Origin of the sequence: Oleispirillum naphthae, assembly GCA_027864655.1 — a bacterium.
GTDB classification, from domain to species: domain Bacteria; phylum Pseudomonadota; class Alphaproteobacteria; order Rhodospirillales; family Rhodospirillaceae; genus Oleispirillum; species Oleispirillum naphthae.
In genome coordinates this window covers 273,875-290,964 of sequence record JAQAZG010000002.1, presented here as the reverse complement: position 1 = coordinate 290,964, position 17,090 = coordinate 273,875, and the positions used below count along the sequence as shown (strand labels likewise).

Annotated in this window: 14 protein-coding genes; 10 read left to right on the top strand and 4 right to left on the bottom strand. The window is 69.1% G+C overall.

The window, feature by feature from the left end; genetic code table 11:
* Window positions 1-7: 7 nt before the first annotated feature.
* The 3 genes from ettA to O7R11_RS03520 form a co-directional block, all read right to left on the bottom strand.
* Window positions 8-1,690: an energy-dependent translational throttle protein EttA gene (ettA, locus tag O7R11_RS03530; protein WP_337996104.1), complete on the bottom strand. Its 1,683-nt coding sequence runs from the start codon at window positions 1,688-1,690 to the stop codon at window positions 8-10.
* Window positions 1,691-1,798: 108 nt separating this feature from the next.
* The gene (locus O7R11_RS03525; protein WP_337996103.1) at window positions 1,799-2,392 is read right to left on the bottom strand and encodes a mobile mystery protein B; all 594 of its coding nucleotides are present in this window, start codon (window positions 2,390-2,392) and stop codon (window positions 1,799-1,801) included.
* The gene (locus O7R11_RS03520; protein WP_337996102.1) at window positions 2,385-2,858 is read right to left on the bottom strand and encodes a mobile mystery protein A; all 474 of its coding nucleotides are present in this window, start codon (window positions 2,856-2,858) and stop codon (window positions 2,385-2,387) included. The genes O7R11_RS03525 and O7R11_RS03520 overlap by 8 nt, the downstream gene beginning before the upstream one ends.
* Before the next feature lie 202 nt (window positions 2,859-3,060).
* On the opposite strand from O7R11_RS03520, the gene O7R11_RS03515 reads away from it, so the two are divergent.
* From O7R11_RS03515 to O7R11_RS03505, 3 genes are read left to right on the top strand one after another with little or no spacing between them, the layout of a single operon-like run.
* Window positions 3,061-4,431, top strand: coding sequence for a ribulose-bisphosphate carboxylase (locus tag O7R11_RS03515; protein WP_337996101.1), 1,371 nt, complete (start codon window positions 3,061-3,063; stop codon window positions 4,429-4,431).
* Between the two features lie 21 nt (window positions 4,432-4,452).
* Entirely contained in the window at window positions 4,453-5,343 is an 891-nt protein-coding gene (locus tag O7R11_RS03510; RefSeq protein WP_337996100.1) for a phosphoribulokinase, read from the top strand.
* 13 nt (window positions 5,344-5,356) lie between these two features.
* Entirely contained in the window at window positions 5,357-5,773 is a 417-nt protein-coding gene (locus tag O7R11_RS03505; RefSeq protein ID WP_337996099.1) for a GFA family protein, read from the top strand.
* Window positions 5,774-5,945: 172 nt separating this feature from the next.
* Here O7R11_RS03505 and O7R11_RS03500 read toward each other — a convergent pair whose 3' ends face one another.
* Window positions 5,946-6,857 (bottom strand): LysR family transcriptional regulator, encoded by a 912-nt coding sequence (locus tag O7R11_RS03500; RefSeq protein ID WP_337996098.1) that lies wholly within the window; start codon window positions 6,855-6,857, stop codon window positions 5,946-5,948.
* Window positions 6,858-6,966: 109 nt separating this feature from the next.
* Between O7R11_RS03500 and O7R11_RS03495 the strand changes: the two genes are divergently transcribed.
* From O7R11_RS03495 to glgX, 7 genes are all read left to right on the top strand, one after another.
* Window positions 6,967-7,920, top strand: coding sequence for a DMT family transporter (locus tag O7R11_RS03495; protein ID WP_337996097.1), 954 nt, complete (start codon window positions 6,967-6,969; stop codon window positions 7,918-7,920).
* A 117-nt stretch (window positions 7,921-8,037) separates the two neighbouring features.
* Window positions 8,038-9,219, top strand: coding sequence for a Na+/H+ antiporter NhaA (nhaA, locus tag O7R11_RS03490; RefSeq protein ID WP_337996096.1), 1,182 nt, complete (start codon window positions 8,038-8,040; stop codon window positions 9,217-9,219).
* Window positions 9,216-10,418 carry a TIGR03862 family flavoprotein gene (locus O7R11_RS03485; RefSeq protein ID WP_337996095.1) on the top strand — a complete coding sequence of 401 codons (1,203 nt, stop codon included), beginning with the start codon at window positions 9,216-9,218 and terminating at the stop codon, window positions 10,416-10,418. The genes nhaA and O7R11_RS03485 overlap by 4 nt, the downstream gene beginning before the upstream one ends.
* A gap of 97 nt (window positions 10,419-10,515) precedes the next feature.
* The gene (locus O7R11_RS03480; RefSeq protein WP_337996094.1) at window positions 10,516-12,156 is read left to right on the top strand and encodes an alpha-D-glucose phosphate-specific phosphoglucomutase; all 1,641 of its coding nucleotides are present in this window, start codon (window positions 10,516-10,518) and stop codon (window positions 12,154-12,156) included.
* 198 nt (window positions 12,157-12,354) lie between these two features.
* Window positions 12,355-12,609: a DUF2934 domain-containing protein gene (locus O7R11_RS03475; RefSeq protein WP_337996093.1), complete on the top strand. Its 255-nt coding sequence runs from the start codon at window positions 12,355-12,357 to the stop codon at window positions 12,607-12,609.
* An 86-nt stretch (window positions 12,610-12,695) separates the two neighbouring features.
* Window positions 12,696-14,912 (top strand): 1,4-alpha-glucan branching protein GlgB, encoded by a 2,217-nt coding sequence (gene glgB, locus O7R11_RS03470; RefSeq protein ID WP_337996092.1) that lies wholly within the window; start codon window positions 12,696-12,698, stop codon window positions 14,910-14,912.
* A gap of 2 nt (window positions 14,913-14,914) precedes the next feature.
* On the top strand, window positions 14,915-17,071 hold the full coding sequence (glgX, locus tag O7R11_RS03465) for a glycogen debranching protein GlgX (protein ID WP_337996091.1): 2,157 nt from the start codon (window positions 14,915-14,917) through the stop codon (window positions 17,069-17,071).
* The last annotated feature ends 19 nt before the right edge of the window (window positions 17,072-17,090 follow it).

The following is a 17,090-nucleotide window of genomic DNA, read 5'->3' as shown; positions in this document are numbered from 1 at the left end:
GAAAGTTTTACCCCCGCGTCAGGGGCTTGAACTTCAGGCGGTGCGGCTGGTCGGCATCCGCGCCGAGACGGCGGTGCTTGTCGGCCTCGTAGTCCTGGAAGTTGCCCTCGAACCATTCCACATGGCTGTCGCCCTCGAAGGCGAGGATATGGGTGGCCAGCCGGTCGAGGAACCAGCGGTCGTGGGAGATCACCACCGCACAGCCGGGGAAATCCACCAGCGAGTCTTCCAGCGCGCGCAGGGTTTCCACGTCGAGGTCGTTGGTCGGTTCGTCGAGGAGCAGCACGTTGACGCCGGATTTCAGCATCTTGGCGAGGTGGACGCGGTTGCGTTCGCCGCCGGAGAGCTGGCCGACCTTCTTCTGCTGGTCGGCGCCCTTGAAGTTGAACTGCCCGACATAGGCGCGGGACGGCATCTTGCGGGAGCCGAGGTTGACCTCCGCCTCGCCGTCGGAGATTTCCTCCCACACCGTCTTGCCGGCATGCAGCGAGTCGCGCGACTGATCGACGTAGCCGAGCTTCACCGTGTCGCCGACGCGGAAGGTTCCGGCGTCGGGCTTCTCCTGGCCGGTGATCAGGCGGAACATCGTGGACTTGCCCGCGCCGTTGGCGCCGATCACCCCGACGATGCCGCCGGGCGGCAGCTTGAAGGAGAGGTTGTCGAAGAGCAGGCGGTCGGCATAGCCCTTGGCGAGGTTTTCCGCCTCGATCACCAGGCCGCCCAGGCGCGGGCCGGGCGGGATGACGATCTGCGCCTCGTCGAGGCCGCGCTTCTGCGCGCGTTCGACCAGATCGTCGAAGGCGGAGATACGGGCCTTGGACTTGGCCTGGCGCGCCTTCGGCGACTGGCGGATCCACTCCAACTCCTGGCGGATGGTGCGCTGGCGGGCGCTCTCCTCGCGGGATTCCTGTTCCAGGCGCTTCTGCTTCTGCTCCAGCCACGAGGTGTAGTTGCCCTCGTAGGGAATGCCCTGGCCGCGGTCGAGTTCGAGAATCCAGCCGGTGACGTTGTCGAGGAAGTAGCGGTCGTGGGTGACCACCACCACGGTGCCCGCGTATTCGCGCAGGTGCTGTTCCAGCCACTGCACCGATTCCGCGTCCAGGTGGTTGGTCGGTTCGTCGAGGAGCAGGAGGTCGGGCTTGGCGAGCAAAAGGCGGCACAGCGCGACGCGACGGCGCTCGCCGCCGGAGAGCACGGAAACGTCGGCGTCGCCCGGCGGGCAGCGCAGCGCATCCATGGCGATCTCCACGGTGCGCTGGAGGTCCCAGGCGTTGGCGGCGTCGATCTTCTCCTGCAACTCCGCCTGCTCGGCGATGAGATCGTTCATCTCGTCGTCGGTCATCTCCTCGGCGAAGCGGGCGGAGACCGCCTCGAAGCGGTCCAAGAGGCCCTTCACCTCGGCGACGCCGTCCATGACGTTGCCGAGCACGTCCTTCTCCGGGTCGAGATGCGGCTCCTGTTCCAGATAGCCGACCTTGGCGCCCTCGGCGGACCAGGCCTCGCCGCCGAACTCGGTGTCGAGACCGGCCATGATCTTCAAGAGGGTGGATTTGCCCGCGCCGTTGGCGCCCAGCACGCCGATCTTCGCGCCGGGGAAGAACGACAGGGACAACCCCTTCAGAATCTCCTTCCCGCCGGGATAGATCTTGGTCAGGTGCTTCATCACGTAGATGTACTGGTAGGCGGCCATCGGGCTCTCCGCTTGGTGGACTTCGCGGCGAGACTCTACGGACTCGCGCGGTGAAAGCAACAGGGAATCTGGCGGGGCGGCAGACCGGGGACCGAAGCCCCGAATCGATCAGCCGGCATCCGGAACGCCGGCGAACGCCAGCAGCGGCGCGTAATCGCCGAGATCCGCCGCACGCAAAGCGGTTATGTACTGCGTGCGGCGCCCGGTCATGGCTTGCAGGCCTTGCCCTCCCGCCCAATCGATCCCCGGCAGGCCGAAGCATTCCGTCAACAAAACGTCGGCGATGATGCGGGCATGCCGCCCGTTGCCGTTGGGGAACGGATGAATCGAGACCAGCCGATGATGGAACCGGACGGCGATCTCCATCGGGGAAAAGGTTCCGTTTTCGACCCAATAGAGAACATCGCCCAGAAGCATCCGCAACTGTTCCTCGATCTGCTCGTGCGCAACGCCGGTGTTCTTGTCGGAACGGCGGAAGGATCCCGCCCAGCGCCAGACCTGGCCGAACATTCGCCGGTGCAACGCCGCGACGAAATCCCGGGTCAGCACGCCTCCCTTCCGCCGCCGCGGCAGCCAAGCCAGCGCCTCTTGAATGTTCGCCTGCTCCAGGCGGTCCAGTTGGCCCCGCGTCGTCACATGCCGATGCCTCAGTCCCGCCAATTCGTCGGGATCGAGGGGCGTCGCGCCGTCCGGCTCATCCATGCGGATCATCCTTCCAAAAATCGGACGGCATGGCGATCGCCAGTTCCCGGGCCAGACGTTCCTCTTCATCGGAGGACTGGCGCGATGACAGGCCCTGGCTTTCCAGCGCCATATGCAACCCGGCGTTCTTCACCAGGGATCGCGCTTTGCGGCGCGCCTGGACAAGAATGATCTGATCGATCGGCTGACGCGGCACCAGCGCATAAACCAGCCGACAGTCCAGGGCATCCGCCATTTCCCACATGGTGCGCAGGGTGACGCGCCCCGAAACCTCCGCCGCTTCGGCCTGCGCAACACGGGCACGCGTCACGCCGAGGCGTGCGGCCATTTGCGCGCCGGACATGCCGAGCGCCTTGCGCACGGTACGCAGCCACCCCTCCGGCGGAGTCTCGACACCGGACGCCCGCTCCGCGGCCGCCTCGACGAGCATCCGGTATTGCCTCTGCACAAGCTGTCTCAGGCCCATATGTCAATCTCTAAGTTGACTTAGTCATATAATTAGTATGTAAATAACTATATAAAATACTCATTTACGTCAATCTATATATTGACATCATGACTCAATCCCATGGCTGTACCGCTCTCCCGAACCTCAGAGGGGCCTTGCCGAAAGCCGCGCGCTCGCCTACCCTCTTTGGTTCCCCCACCCTCGCGCGGAGAAGCGCTCCATGGACCAGTCGTCGCGGTATGCGGCCCTCGACCTCCCCGAAGCCCGGCTGATCGCCGAGGGGCGGCACGTTCTGGCCGCCTATGCGATGCGGCCGAAGAGCGGGGACTACCTGGCGGCGGCGGCGCACTTCGCGGCGGAGTCTTCCACCGGCACCAACGTGGAGGTCGGCACCACCGACGACTTCACCCGCGGCGTCGATGCCCTGGTCTATGCGGCGGATGAAGACGCGGGGGTGATGAAGCTCGCCTTCCCCCTCGCCCTCTTCGACCGCAACATCACCGACGGCAAGGCGATCCTCTCCTCGCTGCTCACCCTGCTGGTCGGCAACAACCAGGGCATGGGCGACATCGCCTACGCCAAGCTGCTGGATTTCTATGCGCCGCCCGGCTACCTCGGCCTGTTCGACGGCCCGGCGGCGAACATCGACGACATGCGCCGCGTGCTGCGCCGCCCGGCGGGCGACGCCGAGCCGGTGGTCGGCACCATCGTCAAGCCGAAGCTGGGCCTGAGGCCGCAGCTCTTCGCCGATGCGTGCCACGCCTTCTGGCTTTCCGGCGACTTCGTGAAGAACGACGAACCGCAGGGCAACCAGCCCTTCGCGCCGATGCTGGAGACGATGCGCGCGGTGGCCGACGCCATGGCCCGCGCCCAGGACGAGACCGGCGAGGCGAAACTGTTTTCCGCCAACGTCACCGCCGACGACCCGGCGGAGATCGTCGCGCGCGGCGAGGCGGTCTTGAAGATCTTCGGCGAGAACGCCTCCCACATCGCCTTCCTGGTGGACGGATTCCTCGCCGGGCCCACCGCGGTGACCTGCGTGCGCCGCACTTTTCCCGGCCAGTTTTTGCACTATCACCGCGCCGGGCACGGGGCGATCACCTCGCCGCAGTCGCAGCGCGGCTACACCGCGCTGGTGCTGGCCAAGCTCGCGCGCATGGCCGGGGCCTCGGGGATTCACGTCGGCACCTTCGGCGTCGGCAAGATGGAAGGCGGCCCCACGGACCGCGCCGCCGCGATGATGCTGGACCAGCCGGTGGCCGAGGGGCCGTTCTTCCGGCAGGAGTGGGGCGGCATGAAAGCGACCACCCCGATCATCTCCGGCGGCATGAACGCCTTGCGCTTGCCGGTTTTTTTCGCCAGTTTGGGACATGCCAACGTGATTCAGACCTGCGGCGGCGGGGTGTTCGGGCACCTCGACGGACCTGCCGCCGGGGCCCGGTCGCTGCGGCAGGCGGTGGGGGCCTGGCGTGAGGGGGTCGATCCGGTACGCTATGCGCTCAGCCACCGCGAGCTTGCCCGCGCTTTCGCCTCGTTTCCCGGAGACGCGGACGCCCTTTATCCCGGCTGGAGGGAGGTCCTCGCCGGGTAGGCAGCAGGAAGGCAGAAGATCATGTCGCGCAGATTTCCGATCATCGCCGTCACCGGGTCCTCGGGCGCGGGGACCAGCACGGTGCGCGAGGCCTTCGAGCACATGTTCCGCCGCGAGAGCATCACCGCGACGATCGTCGAGGGCGACGGCTTCCACCGCTACACCCGCGCCGAGATGCGCCTGCGCATCCGCGAGGCGGACGCCGCAGGCAAGCGCATCAGCCACTTCGGCCCGCACGGCAACCTCTGGCCGGAACTCGAGGCCCTGTTCTCCGACTATGCGAAAGAAGGCAAGGGGCGCTACCGCCGCTATCTCCACAACGAGCGCGAGGCGCGGCCCTTCGCCGACGCCGGGCTGAAGGCGGGAGACTTCTCCCCCTGGGTCGATGTCGCGCCCGATACCGAGGTGCTGCTCTACGAGGGCCTGCACGGCTGCCTGCGCACCGACGGCCTCGACTTCACCCAGTACGTGGACCTCAAGGTCGGCGTCGCGCCGGTGATCAACCTCGAATGGATTCAGAAGATCCACCGCGACACCTGCATCCGCGGCTATTCCGAGGAGGCGGTGGTGGACACCATCCTGCGCCGCATGGACGACTACGTGCGCTACGTCGTCCCGCAGTTCGAACTCACCGACATCAACTTCCAGCGGGTGCCGGTCGTCGATACCTCGAACCCGCTGATCGCCCGCGACATCCCGGATACCGACGAAACCCTGACGGTGATCCGCTTCCGCCAGCCGGACCTCATCCGCGTCGATTTCCCCTATCTGCTGCAAATGCTGCAAGGCTCGTGGATGACGCGGCGCAACACCATCGTGGTGCCCGGCGGCAAGACCCGGCTGGCCATGGAGCTGATCATCACGCCGATCCTGCGGCGCGTCATGGCCGACCGCTACTGCCTGATCCACTGAGGGAGGAACCGCCATGCCCGCCTGGACCGGAGGCTGCCTGTGCGGCGCGGTGCGCTTCCGCATCGATGCCGACCCGCTCTCCGGCGTCGCCTGCCACTGCCGCGACTGCCGGCACGTGAGCGGCGGCGCGGAGGCCGACTTCGTGGTGGTTCCCGCCGCCGCCTTCACCAAACTCTCCGGCGCCGAGACCGTCTACCGCTCCACCGCCGATTCCGGCGCGGCGATCTGGCGCGCCTTCTGCCCGGTGTGCGGCGCACCGCTGTTCTCCGGCAGCGAGAGCAGCCCGGACCTGCTGTTCGTGATGGCGGGCAGCTTCGACGACCCCGCGGCGTTCCAACGCCGGCTCCACATCTGGATGCGCTCCGCGCCGCCCTGGCATCTGGTGGAGCCGGACGTCCCCGCCTTCCCCGGCGAACACGGTTCCGTCTAGGCCCCGCGAAAGAAACAACTTCGCGAGGGGACTCGGTCCCCTCGCGCACCCCATAACTTTGGGTTTTTGCGCGTAGCGCGAGAGAACCATCACGCTGCGTGACGGTTGATAGCCGCTGCGCGGCGAAAAAAGTTATGGGGGGTGCGGGGGGCCCAAGGTCCCCCGCGAAGTTTTAGCTTTTCACCCCCGCCCCGGGGAGCCAGTCGGCCCAGCCGCGCACCACGTCGGCAAGCGCCAGGGCGGCGCGGGAGAGCGGGTAGTCGCGCGCCCAGGCGAGCACCGCCTGGCGGCGCATCTCCGCATCGGAGAAGCGCAGCACCTTGAGCGCGCCCGCCGCCTCGCCGAGGTGGCAGGCGGGGCGCGGGAACACCGAGCAGCCCATGCCGCGCGCCACCAGGTCGAGTTGCAGGTTCATCGAGGCGAGCTCCACCGGCACGCGGACGGAGAGCCCCTGCGCCACCGCCGCGTTCTCCACCGCGGCGCGCAGACCGTGCCCGGCGGAGGGCAGCACCAGGGGCTGCTCCAGCGCCTCGGCGAGAGTGATTTCGGTACGGCCGCTCCACGGCGGGCGGTTGGGCGCGACGAAGGAGAGGGTCTCGGACCACAGGGGTTCGGTGCGCAGGCTCGGCCCGGTCATGTCGGGGAAGATCACCCCGAGGTCGAGGCGGCCGCGCAGCAGCGCATCGCGCGCGGTGACGCTCAACACGGTGATCGCCTCCACCTTCACCGCCGGGTGCGCCGCGAGGAAGCGTTCGAGGATCGCGCCGCCGTAGGCCGCGCCGATGCTCGGCGCGAACGCCAGGCGCACGGTGCCCGCAACCTCGGCGGCGCGCGCCAGCATGTCGGCGCGCAGCGCCTCGAAATCGGCGAGCAGGCGGCGCGCCCGGGACTCCAGTTCCAGCCCCGCCGGGGTGGGCCGCACGCCGCGCCCGGTGCGCAACAGCAGCGCGGAGCCCACTTCCTCTTCCAGCAGGCGGATCTGCCGCGTCAGGGCGGGTTGGGAGAGATGCACCCGCGCCGCGGCGCGGCTGAGGCTGCCGGTTTCCACGACGTGCACGAAGCTGCGCAACTGGCGGAGGTCCATGGGCGGCTCCGATATCAGTTTTCCTGATATCTGATAGAACGAATTATGCATCGATGGATAGCGGAAAACGCGCTACATCGGAACGGTCGTTGTTGGGAGTATACGATCCGTGTCGTTTTTCCTGTCGCCTTCCGCCGATGACGACGATGCCTCCGGCGCCACGGCTGCGGTTCTCGCCGCCACCCTGGCCTTCTCCTTCAAGGGCATCGTCGCCAAGCTCGCCTACGCCACCGGCATGGGGGTTTCCGCCTTCCTGGTGATCCGCTTCGCCGTGGCGGTGCCGCTGTTCTGGCTGGGGGCGCACTGGCTGGTGAAGGGCGGCCTCGGCCTCACCCGCGCCCAGTGGCTGAAGAGCTGCATGACCGGACTCGCCTTCTTCATGGCCGCCTACACCGACCTCACCGCGATCTCGCTGATCCCGGCGGGCACCTCGCGCCTGGTGCTGTTCACCTTCCCGGTGGTGGTGATCCTGCTCAACGCGGCGCTGGAACGCCGGCCGCCGGGCCTGCGCGACATCCTCACCTTCGCCGTCACCTATGCCGGGGTGGCGATGGTGGCGCTGCCCAAGGGGTTCGCCGCGCTCACGCCGACGCAGGTGCACGGGATGTGCTGGGCGTTCGCCTCCGCCGTCACCTATGCGATCTACCTCACCGCCAGCCAGCGGATCATGAAGGAGATCGGCTCGGCGCGCTTCACCGCCTCCTCCAACACCATCACGCTTGCCGCCATGGTCACCCTGATCGGCGTCACGCCGGGCTTTTCCGCCCTCACCTATCCGGCGGAGGGCGTGGTCTGGGGCGTGGTCAACGCCATCGCCTGCACGGTGATTCCGTTCTTCCTGCTGTTCGAGGGCATCCGCCGCGTCGGCGCGGTGCGCGCCTCGCTGCTCACCCTGTCCGGCCCGGTGGTCACCGCCATCGCCGCCTGGGCGATTCTCGGCGAGACCCTCTCGCCGATCCAGGCCGCAGGCTTCGCCGTGACCATCGGCGGCGTCGCCTCGCTGTCGCTGCCCAAGGAGCTCTTCGCCCGCCTGCCCTTCCGGCGGCGCTGCCGCGCCTCCTGATCCGCCGAATCCCCTGGTGAAAAACCGGGCCTTTCCCCTATATGGAAGGCACCGGTTTTTCCCGCCGCACCCGCGACGCGTGCCCTTTCCCGACCCTCGCCCAGAAGGACCGCCGCCATGTCCCGCCGCATTTTCTCCCTCGACCCCGACGCCGCCGGGGGCCTGTTGCTGCTGCTTGCCGCCGCGCTTGCGATTTTCCTCGACAATTCGGCCTTCGCGCCGCTCTACGATGCGCTGCTCGCCACGCCGTTCTCGGTGCGCCTGGGCGAGGCCGGGCTGGACAAGCCGCTGCTGCTGTGGATCAACGACGGCCTGATGGCGCTGTTCTTCGTGCTCGTCGGGCTGGAGATCAAGCGGGAGATCCTGGTCGGCCGCCTCTCCTCGCCGCGGCGCGCGGCGCTGCCCGTCATCGCCGCGGTGGGCGGCATGGGCGCGCCCGCCCTGGTGTTCGTCCTGTTCAACCTGGGCTCGCCGGAAAACCTCGGGGGCTGGGCGATCCCCACCGCCACCGACATCGCCTTCGCCATCGGCGTGCTCGCCCTCCTCGGGCCGCGGGTGCCGCCGGGGCTGAAGATCTTCCTGATGGCGCTCGCGGTGATCGACGACTTGGGCGCGATCGTCATCATCGCGCTGTTCTACACCGCCGGTCTCTCCACCGTGGCGCTTTCCGTCGCCGCGGCGTGCATCGTCCTGCTCGCCGCCTTGAACCGCCTGCACGTCACCCGCCTCACCCCCTATGCCCTGGTCGGCGCGGTGCTGTGGGTGGCGGTGCTGAAGTCCGGCGTGCACGCCACGCTTGCGGGCGTCGTCGTCGCGCTGGCGATTCCGGCGCGCGGCCACGCGCCGGAGGACCCCTCCCCCCTCGAACGCCTGGAGCACCGGCTGCACGGCTGGGTCAACTTCTTCATCATGCCGGTGTTCGCCTTCGCCAACGCCGGAGTGCCGCTTGCCGGCGTCGGCCTGGCCGATCTCCTCTCGCCGCTCACCCTCGGCATCGGCCTCGGCCTCTTCCTCGGCAAGCAGGCGGGGGTGATGGGCGCATCGTGGCTGGCGGTGCGCACCGGCCTCGCCGGACTGCCGGAGGGGGTGACCTGGCGCGCCATGTACGGCGTCTCGCTGATCACCGGCATCGGCTTCACCATGAGCCTGTTCATCGGCATGCTCGCCTTCGCCGACCCGGCGCACGCCGGTGCGGTGCGCATGGGGGTGCTCGGCGGCAGCTTCGCCTCCGCAGCGCTCGGTTTCGCGTGGCTGCGCCTGCTGCCGGTCCGCCGGACGGGGGCCGCCCCCGCAGAATGACCCGGAGCGCCCTCATCGTCGGCGGCGGCCCCGCCGGATTGATGGCCGCCGAAACCCTCGCCGCGGCGGGCGCGGCGGTGGAGGTGTGCGAGGCGATGCCGACGCCGGGGCGCAAGTTCCTGCGCGCCGGGATCGGCGGCCTCAACCTCACCCGCGACGAGGACCTGGACAGCTTCCTCGGCCATTACGGCGCGGCGCGGGCGTGGATCGCCCCCTACCTTGCCGCCTTCGGACCGGGCGAGGCGCGCGCCTGGGCCGACGGCCTGGGGGCGGACACCTTCACCGGCAGTTCGCGCCGCGTCTTCCCCCGCGCGATGAAGGCCGCGCCCTTGCTGCGCGCCTGGCTCGCGCGGCTTTCCGGGCTGGGCGTGGCGTTCTCGCCGCGCTGCCGCTGGACCGGATGGGACGAAACCGGCGCGCCCGCCTTCGCCACGCCGCAAGGCCCGGCGCGCAAGGCGGCGGACGCGGTGGTGCTGGCGCTCGGCGGCGCAAGCTGGCCGCGCCTCGGCGGCGACGGCTCCTGGACCGGCCTGCTCGCCGCGCGCGGCGTCGCGTTCTCGCCGTGGCGGCCCGCCAACTGCGGCTTCGACGTCGCCTGGAGCGATCCCTTCCGCGACAAGTTCGCCGGAACGCCGCTGCCGACCGCGACCTTCTCCTGCTGCGGCCGGGCGGTGCGCGGCGCCGCGGTGATCACCGCCACCGGCATCGAGGGCGGCGCGGTCTATGCCCTCTCCGCGCCGCTGCGCGACGCCATCGCAAACGGCGGCACGGCGGAACTCACCCTCGACCTCGCCCCCGACCGCGCCGAGGCGGCGCTCGCCCGCGCGCTCGCCGCGCCGCGCGGCGCGAAGTCGCTGTCCACCCACCTCGCGCGCTGCGGCCTTGGCGGCGTGCGCGGCGCGCTCTTGCGCGAAATCCGCCGCGACGCCGCGGCGCTCTCCCCCGCCGCGCTGGCGCGCCTCGCCAAGGCGCTGCCTCTGACCTGCCTGCGGCCCCGCCCGCTGGCGGAGGCGATCAGTTCCGCGGGCGGCGTGGCGCTGACCGAGGTGGACGGCGGCCTGATGCTCACCGCGCTCCCCGGCGTTTTCTGCGCCGGCGAGATGCTGGACTGGGAGGCTCCCACCGGCGGCTACCTGCTCACCGCCTGCCTTTCCCTCGGCCGTGCCGCCGGGGCCGCCGCCGCTGCGCGCCTGGGTTGAGACGCCGCGCCGGGGCGGCATGGACGGATGCCTGCGAATCGATTATTCTCGGTGGATAAAATGGCTCCACCCAAATCGGGGCTGAAAGGGGGGTTTCATGCACGAGAGCCGCGTTCCGACAGTGATTCCGACCACACCTTTCCCGGATCAGAAGCCGGGCACCTCCGGCCTGCGAAAACCGGTCTCGGTGTTCCAGCAGCCGCGCTACCTGGAAAACTTCATCCAGGCGGTCTTCGACTCCCTGCCCGACCACGAGGGCAAGACCCTGGTGATCGGCGGCGACGGCCGCTTCTTCAACGCCGAGGCGGTGCAGATCATCCTGCGCATGGCCTGCGCCAACGGCATCGCCCGCATGCTGGTGGGCAAGGGCGGCCTCTTGTCCACGCCCGCGGTCTCCTGCCTGATCCGCAAGCATAAGGCCTATGGCGGCTTCGTGCTGTCGGCCAGCCACAACCCCGGCGGCGCGCACGGCGACTTCGGCATCAAGTACAACATCGGCAACGGCGGCCCGGCGCCGGAATCCCTCACCGAGACGATCTTCGCGGCGAGTCGCACGGTCAGCCGCTTCCGCATCGTCGCGGCGCCGCACTGCGACCTCGGGCGCATCGGCTCCTGCCGCTTGAACGCCACCGCGGTGGAGGTGGTGGACCCGGTGGCCGACTACGCCGCCCTGATGGAAAGCCTGTTCGATTTCGACGCGATTTCCGGCCTCCTGAAATCCCCGGACTTCCGCATGCGCTTCGACGCGATGAACGCGGTGACCGGCCCCTACGCCAAGGCGATTCTCGAAGACCGCCTGGGCGCGCCCGCGGGCACCGTGGTCAACGGCGTGCCGCTGCCCGACTTCGGCGGCCTCCACCCCGACCCCAACCCGGTCTACGCCGCCGACCTCTGCGCCGCGATGAAGGGGCCGGACGCGCTTGCCTTCGGCGCGGCCTCCGACGGCGACGGCGACCGCAACATGATTCTCGGCGCCAACGCCTACGTCACCCCGAGCGACAGCCTGGCGATCATCGCCGCGCAGGCGCACCTGGTGCCGGGCTATGCCGGGCGGGTTGCGGGCATCGCGCGCTCGATGCCGACCAGCCGCGCCGCCGACCGCGTCGCCGCCGCCCTCGGCGTACCCTGCTACGAGGCCCCCACCGGCTGGAAGTTCTTCGGCAGCCTGCTGGATGCGGGCAAGGCCACCTTCTGCGGCGAGGAGAGCTTCGGCACCGGCTCGGACCATGTGCGCGAGAAGGACGGCCTGTGGGCGGTGCTCTACTGGCTCAACATCCTCGCCAAGACCCGCCGCCCGGTGGCGGACATCCTCGCCGAGCATTGGGCGAAATACGGCCGCGACTACTATTCCCGCCACGATTACGAGGGCCTGGACGCCGACGCGGCGGCCAAGCTGATCAAGGGCCTGCGGGCCGCTTCGCTCAAGGGCAAGAGCTTCGGCGGGCGCACCGTCACCCTGCACGACGACTTCTCCTACACCGACCCGGTGAACGGCGAGGAGACCTCGGGCCAGGGCATCCGCGTCGTCTTCGACGACGGCGCGCGCATCGTCTACCGCCTGTCGGGCACCGGCACCAGCGGCGCGACCCTGCGAGTCTACCTGGAACGGTTCGAATCCGCTCCCACGGCCCAGGGGCAGGACACCCAGGCGGCGCTCGCCGAACTGATCGGCCTGTCGCGGGAAATCGCCGGGCTTGCGGCGCGGACCGGACGCGAGACGCCGGACGTCATCACCTGACCCGCGGCGATAAACCGCTGCGGGCAGGAACGACTGGATTTTTTTCCGCGCACGACGGATGATTGCGGAGCGGGCGGGGGTCTTCACGGCCCCCGCCCGCGGCGGCGCCTTCCGGGACGACGGGGGTTTGTGTGGGGGTATCTCCCGGGCGCACCAGAGTGTTTTGGTTTATCCATTCCAGACAAGGACCAGCCCGCCATGACCGAACATACCGAACTCAAGATCCGCAACCGGGCCTACGCCTTGTGGCAGGAGCACGGCTGCGAGCCCGGCAAGGATATGGACTTCTGGTTGCAGGCCGAGCGCGAGATTCTGGACTTTGCGCCATCGGCTGCGCCGGAACCCGCCGCAAAACCGAAGGCTCCGGCCAAGGCCGCGGCAAAACCGAAGGCTCCTGCCAAGGCTGCCGCGAAGCCGAAGGCTCCGGCCAAGGCCAAGACCCCGGCGAAGTAGACCCACCCGCACGGTGCCTCCGCCCCGGCGCGCGCGGAGGCCCGCACCCGGCGCGCGCGCGGCCCCTGCCAGCATGAAGGATGGACATGGGAAATCCCCGCATCCCCGGCGAATCCGCCGGATTCGCCCGGATATTTCACGCCACCCACAACGATCCTTTCGGATTTCTGGGGCCGCATGCCGTTGACGGCGGCGTGATCGTCCGCGCCTTTCTGCCCGATGCGGAACGCGCTTTCGTCGTCGCGCCCGACGGCGCGCCGCTCGCCGCCATGGAGAGCTGCGGCAAGGGCGGTTTCACCGCGCTGCTGCCCGCCCCCGCGGGCACGGAGACCCCCTACCGCCTGCGCCTGTCCGCGGGCGAGGACACCTGGGAGATCGACGACCCCTACCGCTTCCCCGCCGTCCTCGGCGACCTCGACCGCCACCTCATGGCCGAGGGCCGCCATCGCCGCCTGTTCGACAAGCTGGGCGCGCACCCGGCGGTGGTGGAGGGGATTGCGGGCGTCACCTTCGCGGTATGGGCGCCGAACGCGCGGCGCGTCAGCGTCGTCGGCGACTTCAACGCCTGGGACGGCCGCCGCCACCCGATGCGCCTGCACCCCGGCTGCGGCGTGTGGGAGATATTCCTCCCCGGCGTGACCGAAGGCGCGGTCTACAAGTTCGAACTGCTCGGCCCCAACGGCAAGCTCCTGCCGCTCAAGGCCGACCCCCTCGCCTTCGCCTGCGAAACCCCGCCCCACACCGCCAGCCGGGTGATCCGCCGCGGCGTCTACGCCTGGGGCGACGCCGCGTGGATGGCCCGCCGCAAGGACGCCAACGCCTTCGATGCGCCGATGGCGATCTACGAGGCGCACCTCGGTTCCTGGCAGCGCTGCCCGGAGGAGGGCAACCGCTACCTCACCTACCGCGAAATGGCGGAGCGCCTGGTCCCCTACGTGCGCGACCTCGGCTTCACCCACATCGAGCTTCTGCCGGTCAACGAATACCCCTTCGACGGTTCCTGGGGGTATCAGCCGATCGGCCTGTTCGCGCCGACCAGCCGCTTCGGCGGGCCGGACGACTTCCGCGCCTTCGTCGATGCCTGCCATGCCGCGGGCATCGGGGTGATCCTCGACTGGGTGCCCGGCCACTTCCCCGACGATGCGCACGGGCTGGCGATGTTCGACGGCACCCACCTCTACGAGCACGCCGACCCGCGCCAGGGCCGCCACATGGACTGGGGCACCCTGATCTACAACTTCGGCCGCGCCGAGGTTTGCAACTTCCTCATCGCCAACGCGCTGTTCTGGCTGGAGGACTTCCACATCGACGGCCTCCGGGTGGATGCGGTGGCCTCGATGCTCTACCTCAACTACAGCCGCAAGGACGGCCAGTGGATTCCCAACGCCTTCGGCGGCCACGAAAACCTCGAGGCGATCGCCTTCCTCAAGCGCTTGAACGAGGTGGTCTACGAGGAGCACCCCGGCGCCTTCACCGTCGCCGAGGAATCCACCGCCTGGCCGATGGTCTCGCGGCCCACCTACCTCGGCGGCCTGGGCTTCGGCTTCAAGTGGAACATGGGCTGGATGCACGACACCCTGCGCTACATCAGCAAGGACCCGGTGCACCGCGCCTACCACCACAACGACCTCACCTTCGGCCTGCTCTACGCCTATCACGAGAACTTCGTGCTGCCGCTGTCCCACGACGAGGTGGTGCACGGCAAGGGCTCGCTGATCGGCCGCATGCCCGGCGACCACTGGCAGAAGTTCGCCAACCTGCGCGCCTACTTCGCCTTCATGTGGACCCACCCGGGCAAGAAGCTCCTGTTCATGGGCGGCGAATTCGCCCAGTTGTCGGAGTGGGACCACGACAAGAGCCTGGACTGGCACCTCGACACGGACCCGCTGCACGCCGGCGTGCGCGCCGTGGTGCGCGACTTGAACGCGCTCTACCGCCGCACCCCCGCCCTCTTCACCGCCGACTTCGAGCCCGCGGGCTTCGCCTGGATCGACAGCTGCAACCCGGAGCAGAGCGTGCTCGCCTATCTGCGCCGCGACCCGAAGAGCGGCGCGGTGGCGGTGGTGGTGATCAACTTCACCCCGGTGGTGCGCGAAACCTACCGCGTCGGCGTGCCCGCTCCCGGCTTCTATGTCGAGGCGATCAACACCGATTCCGCCCTCTACGGCGGCGGCAACGTCGGCAACGGCGGCGGCGTCGCGGCGGCGGCGACGCCCGCCCACGGCCAGCCCTGCTCCGTCGTCGTCACCCTGCCGCCCTTGGCCGCGCTTATCCTCACGCCCGGCAGCGCAGACGGGAGCTGAGCATGGCAACCGTCGTCTGGCCCGGCAGGCCCTCTCCCCTGGGCGCCACATGGGACGGCAAGGGCACCAACTTCGCCCTCTTCTCGGTCAATGCCGAGGCGGTGGAGCTGTGCCTGTTCGACGCCGCGGGCAAGAAGGAGCTGGAGCGCATCACCCTGCCGGAATACACCGATCAGGTGTGGCACGGCTTCCTCCCCGAGGTGAAGCCGGGCCAGCTCTACGGCTACCGCGTCCACGGCCCCTACGAGCCCTCCGCCGGGCACCGTTTCAACCCCAACAAGCTGCTGGTCGATCCCTACGCCAAGTCGCTGTCGGGCGAGATCATCTGGCACCGCAACAACTACGGCTACCGCCTCGACCATCCGCGCGGCGACCTCTCCTACAACCGCCAGGACAACGCGCGCACCGTGCCCAAGGGCATCGTCGTGGAGACGCCGCAGGGCCGCCACCTCACCGCATCGCCGGACGTGCCGTGGCAGGACTCCCTGTTCTACGAACTGCACGTCCGCGGCATGACGATCCGCCACCCCAACCTGCCGCTGCCGCGCCGCGGCACCTTCGCGGGCCTGGGCTCCGCCCCCATCGTCGCGCACCTGAAGTCGCTCGGCGTCAACGTGGTGGAGCTTCTGCCGATCCACCCCAGCGTCGATGAGCAGCACCTGGTGGAGCGCGGCCTGCGCAACTATTGGGGCTACAACCCGCTCAACTTCTTCGCGCCGTCGCCGCGCTACCTCTCGGGCCGCAACATCGCCGAGTTCCGCACCATGGTGAACCTGCTGCACGATGCGGGCATCCAGGTGATTCTCGACGTGGTGTTCAACCACTCGGGCGAGGGCAACCACCTCGGACCGACGCTGTCCTTCCGCGGCATCGACAACGCCAGCTACTACCGCCTCAACCGCGACGACCGGCGCTACTACACCGATTTCACCGGCTGCGGCAACACCTTCAACCTGGCGCACCCCCGCGTGCTGCAGATGGTGATGGACTCCCTGCGCTATTGGGTGGAGGTGATGCAGGTGGACGGCTTCCGTTTCGACCTCGCCACCTCGCTCGCCCGCGCGCCGGACGCCTATTCGCAGGAGAGTCCCTTCCTCGCCGCGGTGCGCCAGGACCCGGTGCTCTCCAAGATCAAGATGATCGCCGAGCCGTGGGATCTCGGCCCCAACGGCTACCAGCTCGGGCAGTTCCCGCCCGGCTGGTCGGAGTGGAACGACATCTACCGCAACAAGGTGCGGCAGTTCTGGCGCGGCGATTCCGGCCTGATGGGCGATTTCGCCTCCAGCATCACCGGCTCCTCCTCCCTGTTCGAACACCAGGGCCGCCGCCCCCGCGCCTCGGTCAACTTCGTCACCGCGCACGACGGCTTCACCCTCGCCGACCTCGTCAGCTACGAGCGCAAGCACAACGAGGCCAACCAGGAAGACAACCGCGACGGCAGCGACTACAACCTCTCCTGGAACTGCGGCGTCGAGGGCCCCACCGACGACCCGGAAATCCGCGCCATGCGCATGCGCCAGAAGCGCAACGTCATCGCCACGCTGCTGCTCTCCCAGGGGATCCCGATGCTGACCGCGGGCGACGAGATCGGCCGCACCCAGAAAGGCAACAACAACGCCTATTGCCAGGACAACGAGATCAGCTGGCTCTCCTGGACCGAGATGGACGACGACGACCGCGACTTCCTCGACTTCGTGCGCACCGTCGCCAAGCTCCGGCGCGACCACCCGGTGTTCCGGCGGCCGCGCTTCTTCCACGGGCGCAAGCTCGGCAAGGGGCCGCTCAAGGACATCACCTGGCTTTCCCCGCGCGGCGGCGAACTCGCGCCCGAAGACTGGGGGCTGTCGTATGCGCGCTGCCTCGGCTTCCATTTGGGCGGCGAGAGCGGCGCCTACTTCTCCCGCCATGGCGCCAGCCTCGACGACGAGCAGTTCATCGTGCTGATGAACGCGCACTACGGCACCGTGCCGTTCCGCCTGCCCGGAACCGAACTCGGGCGCAGCTGGCGCGCGCTGATCGACACCTCCAATGCCCGCCCCTTCGCGAAGAACGCCCGGCCGCTCTTCCGCGCGGGCGAGGTCTACCCGCTACAGGGCCGGGCGCTCGCCATTCTCATCCACGCCGAACCCATAGAGAAACCCGCCGCCAGGAAGGATTGACCCCTTTGTCCCGTCCGCT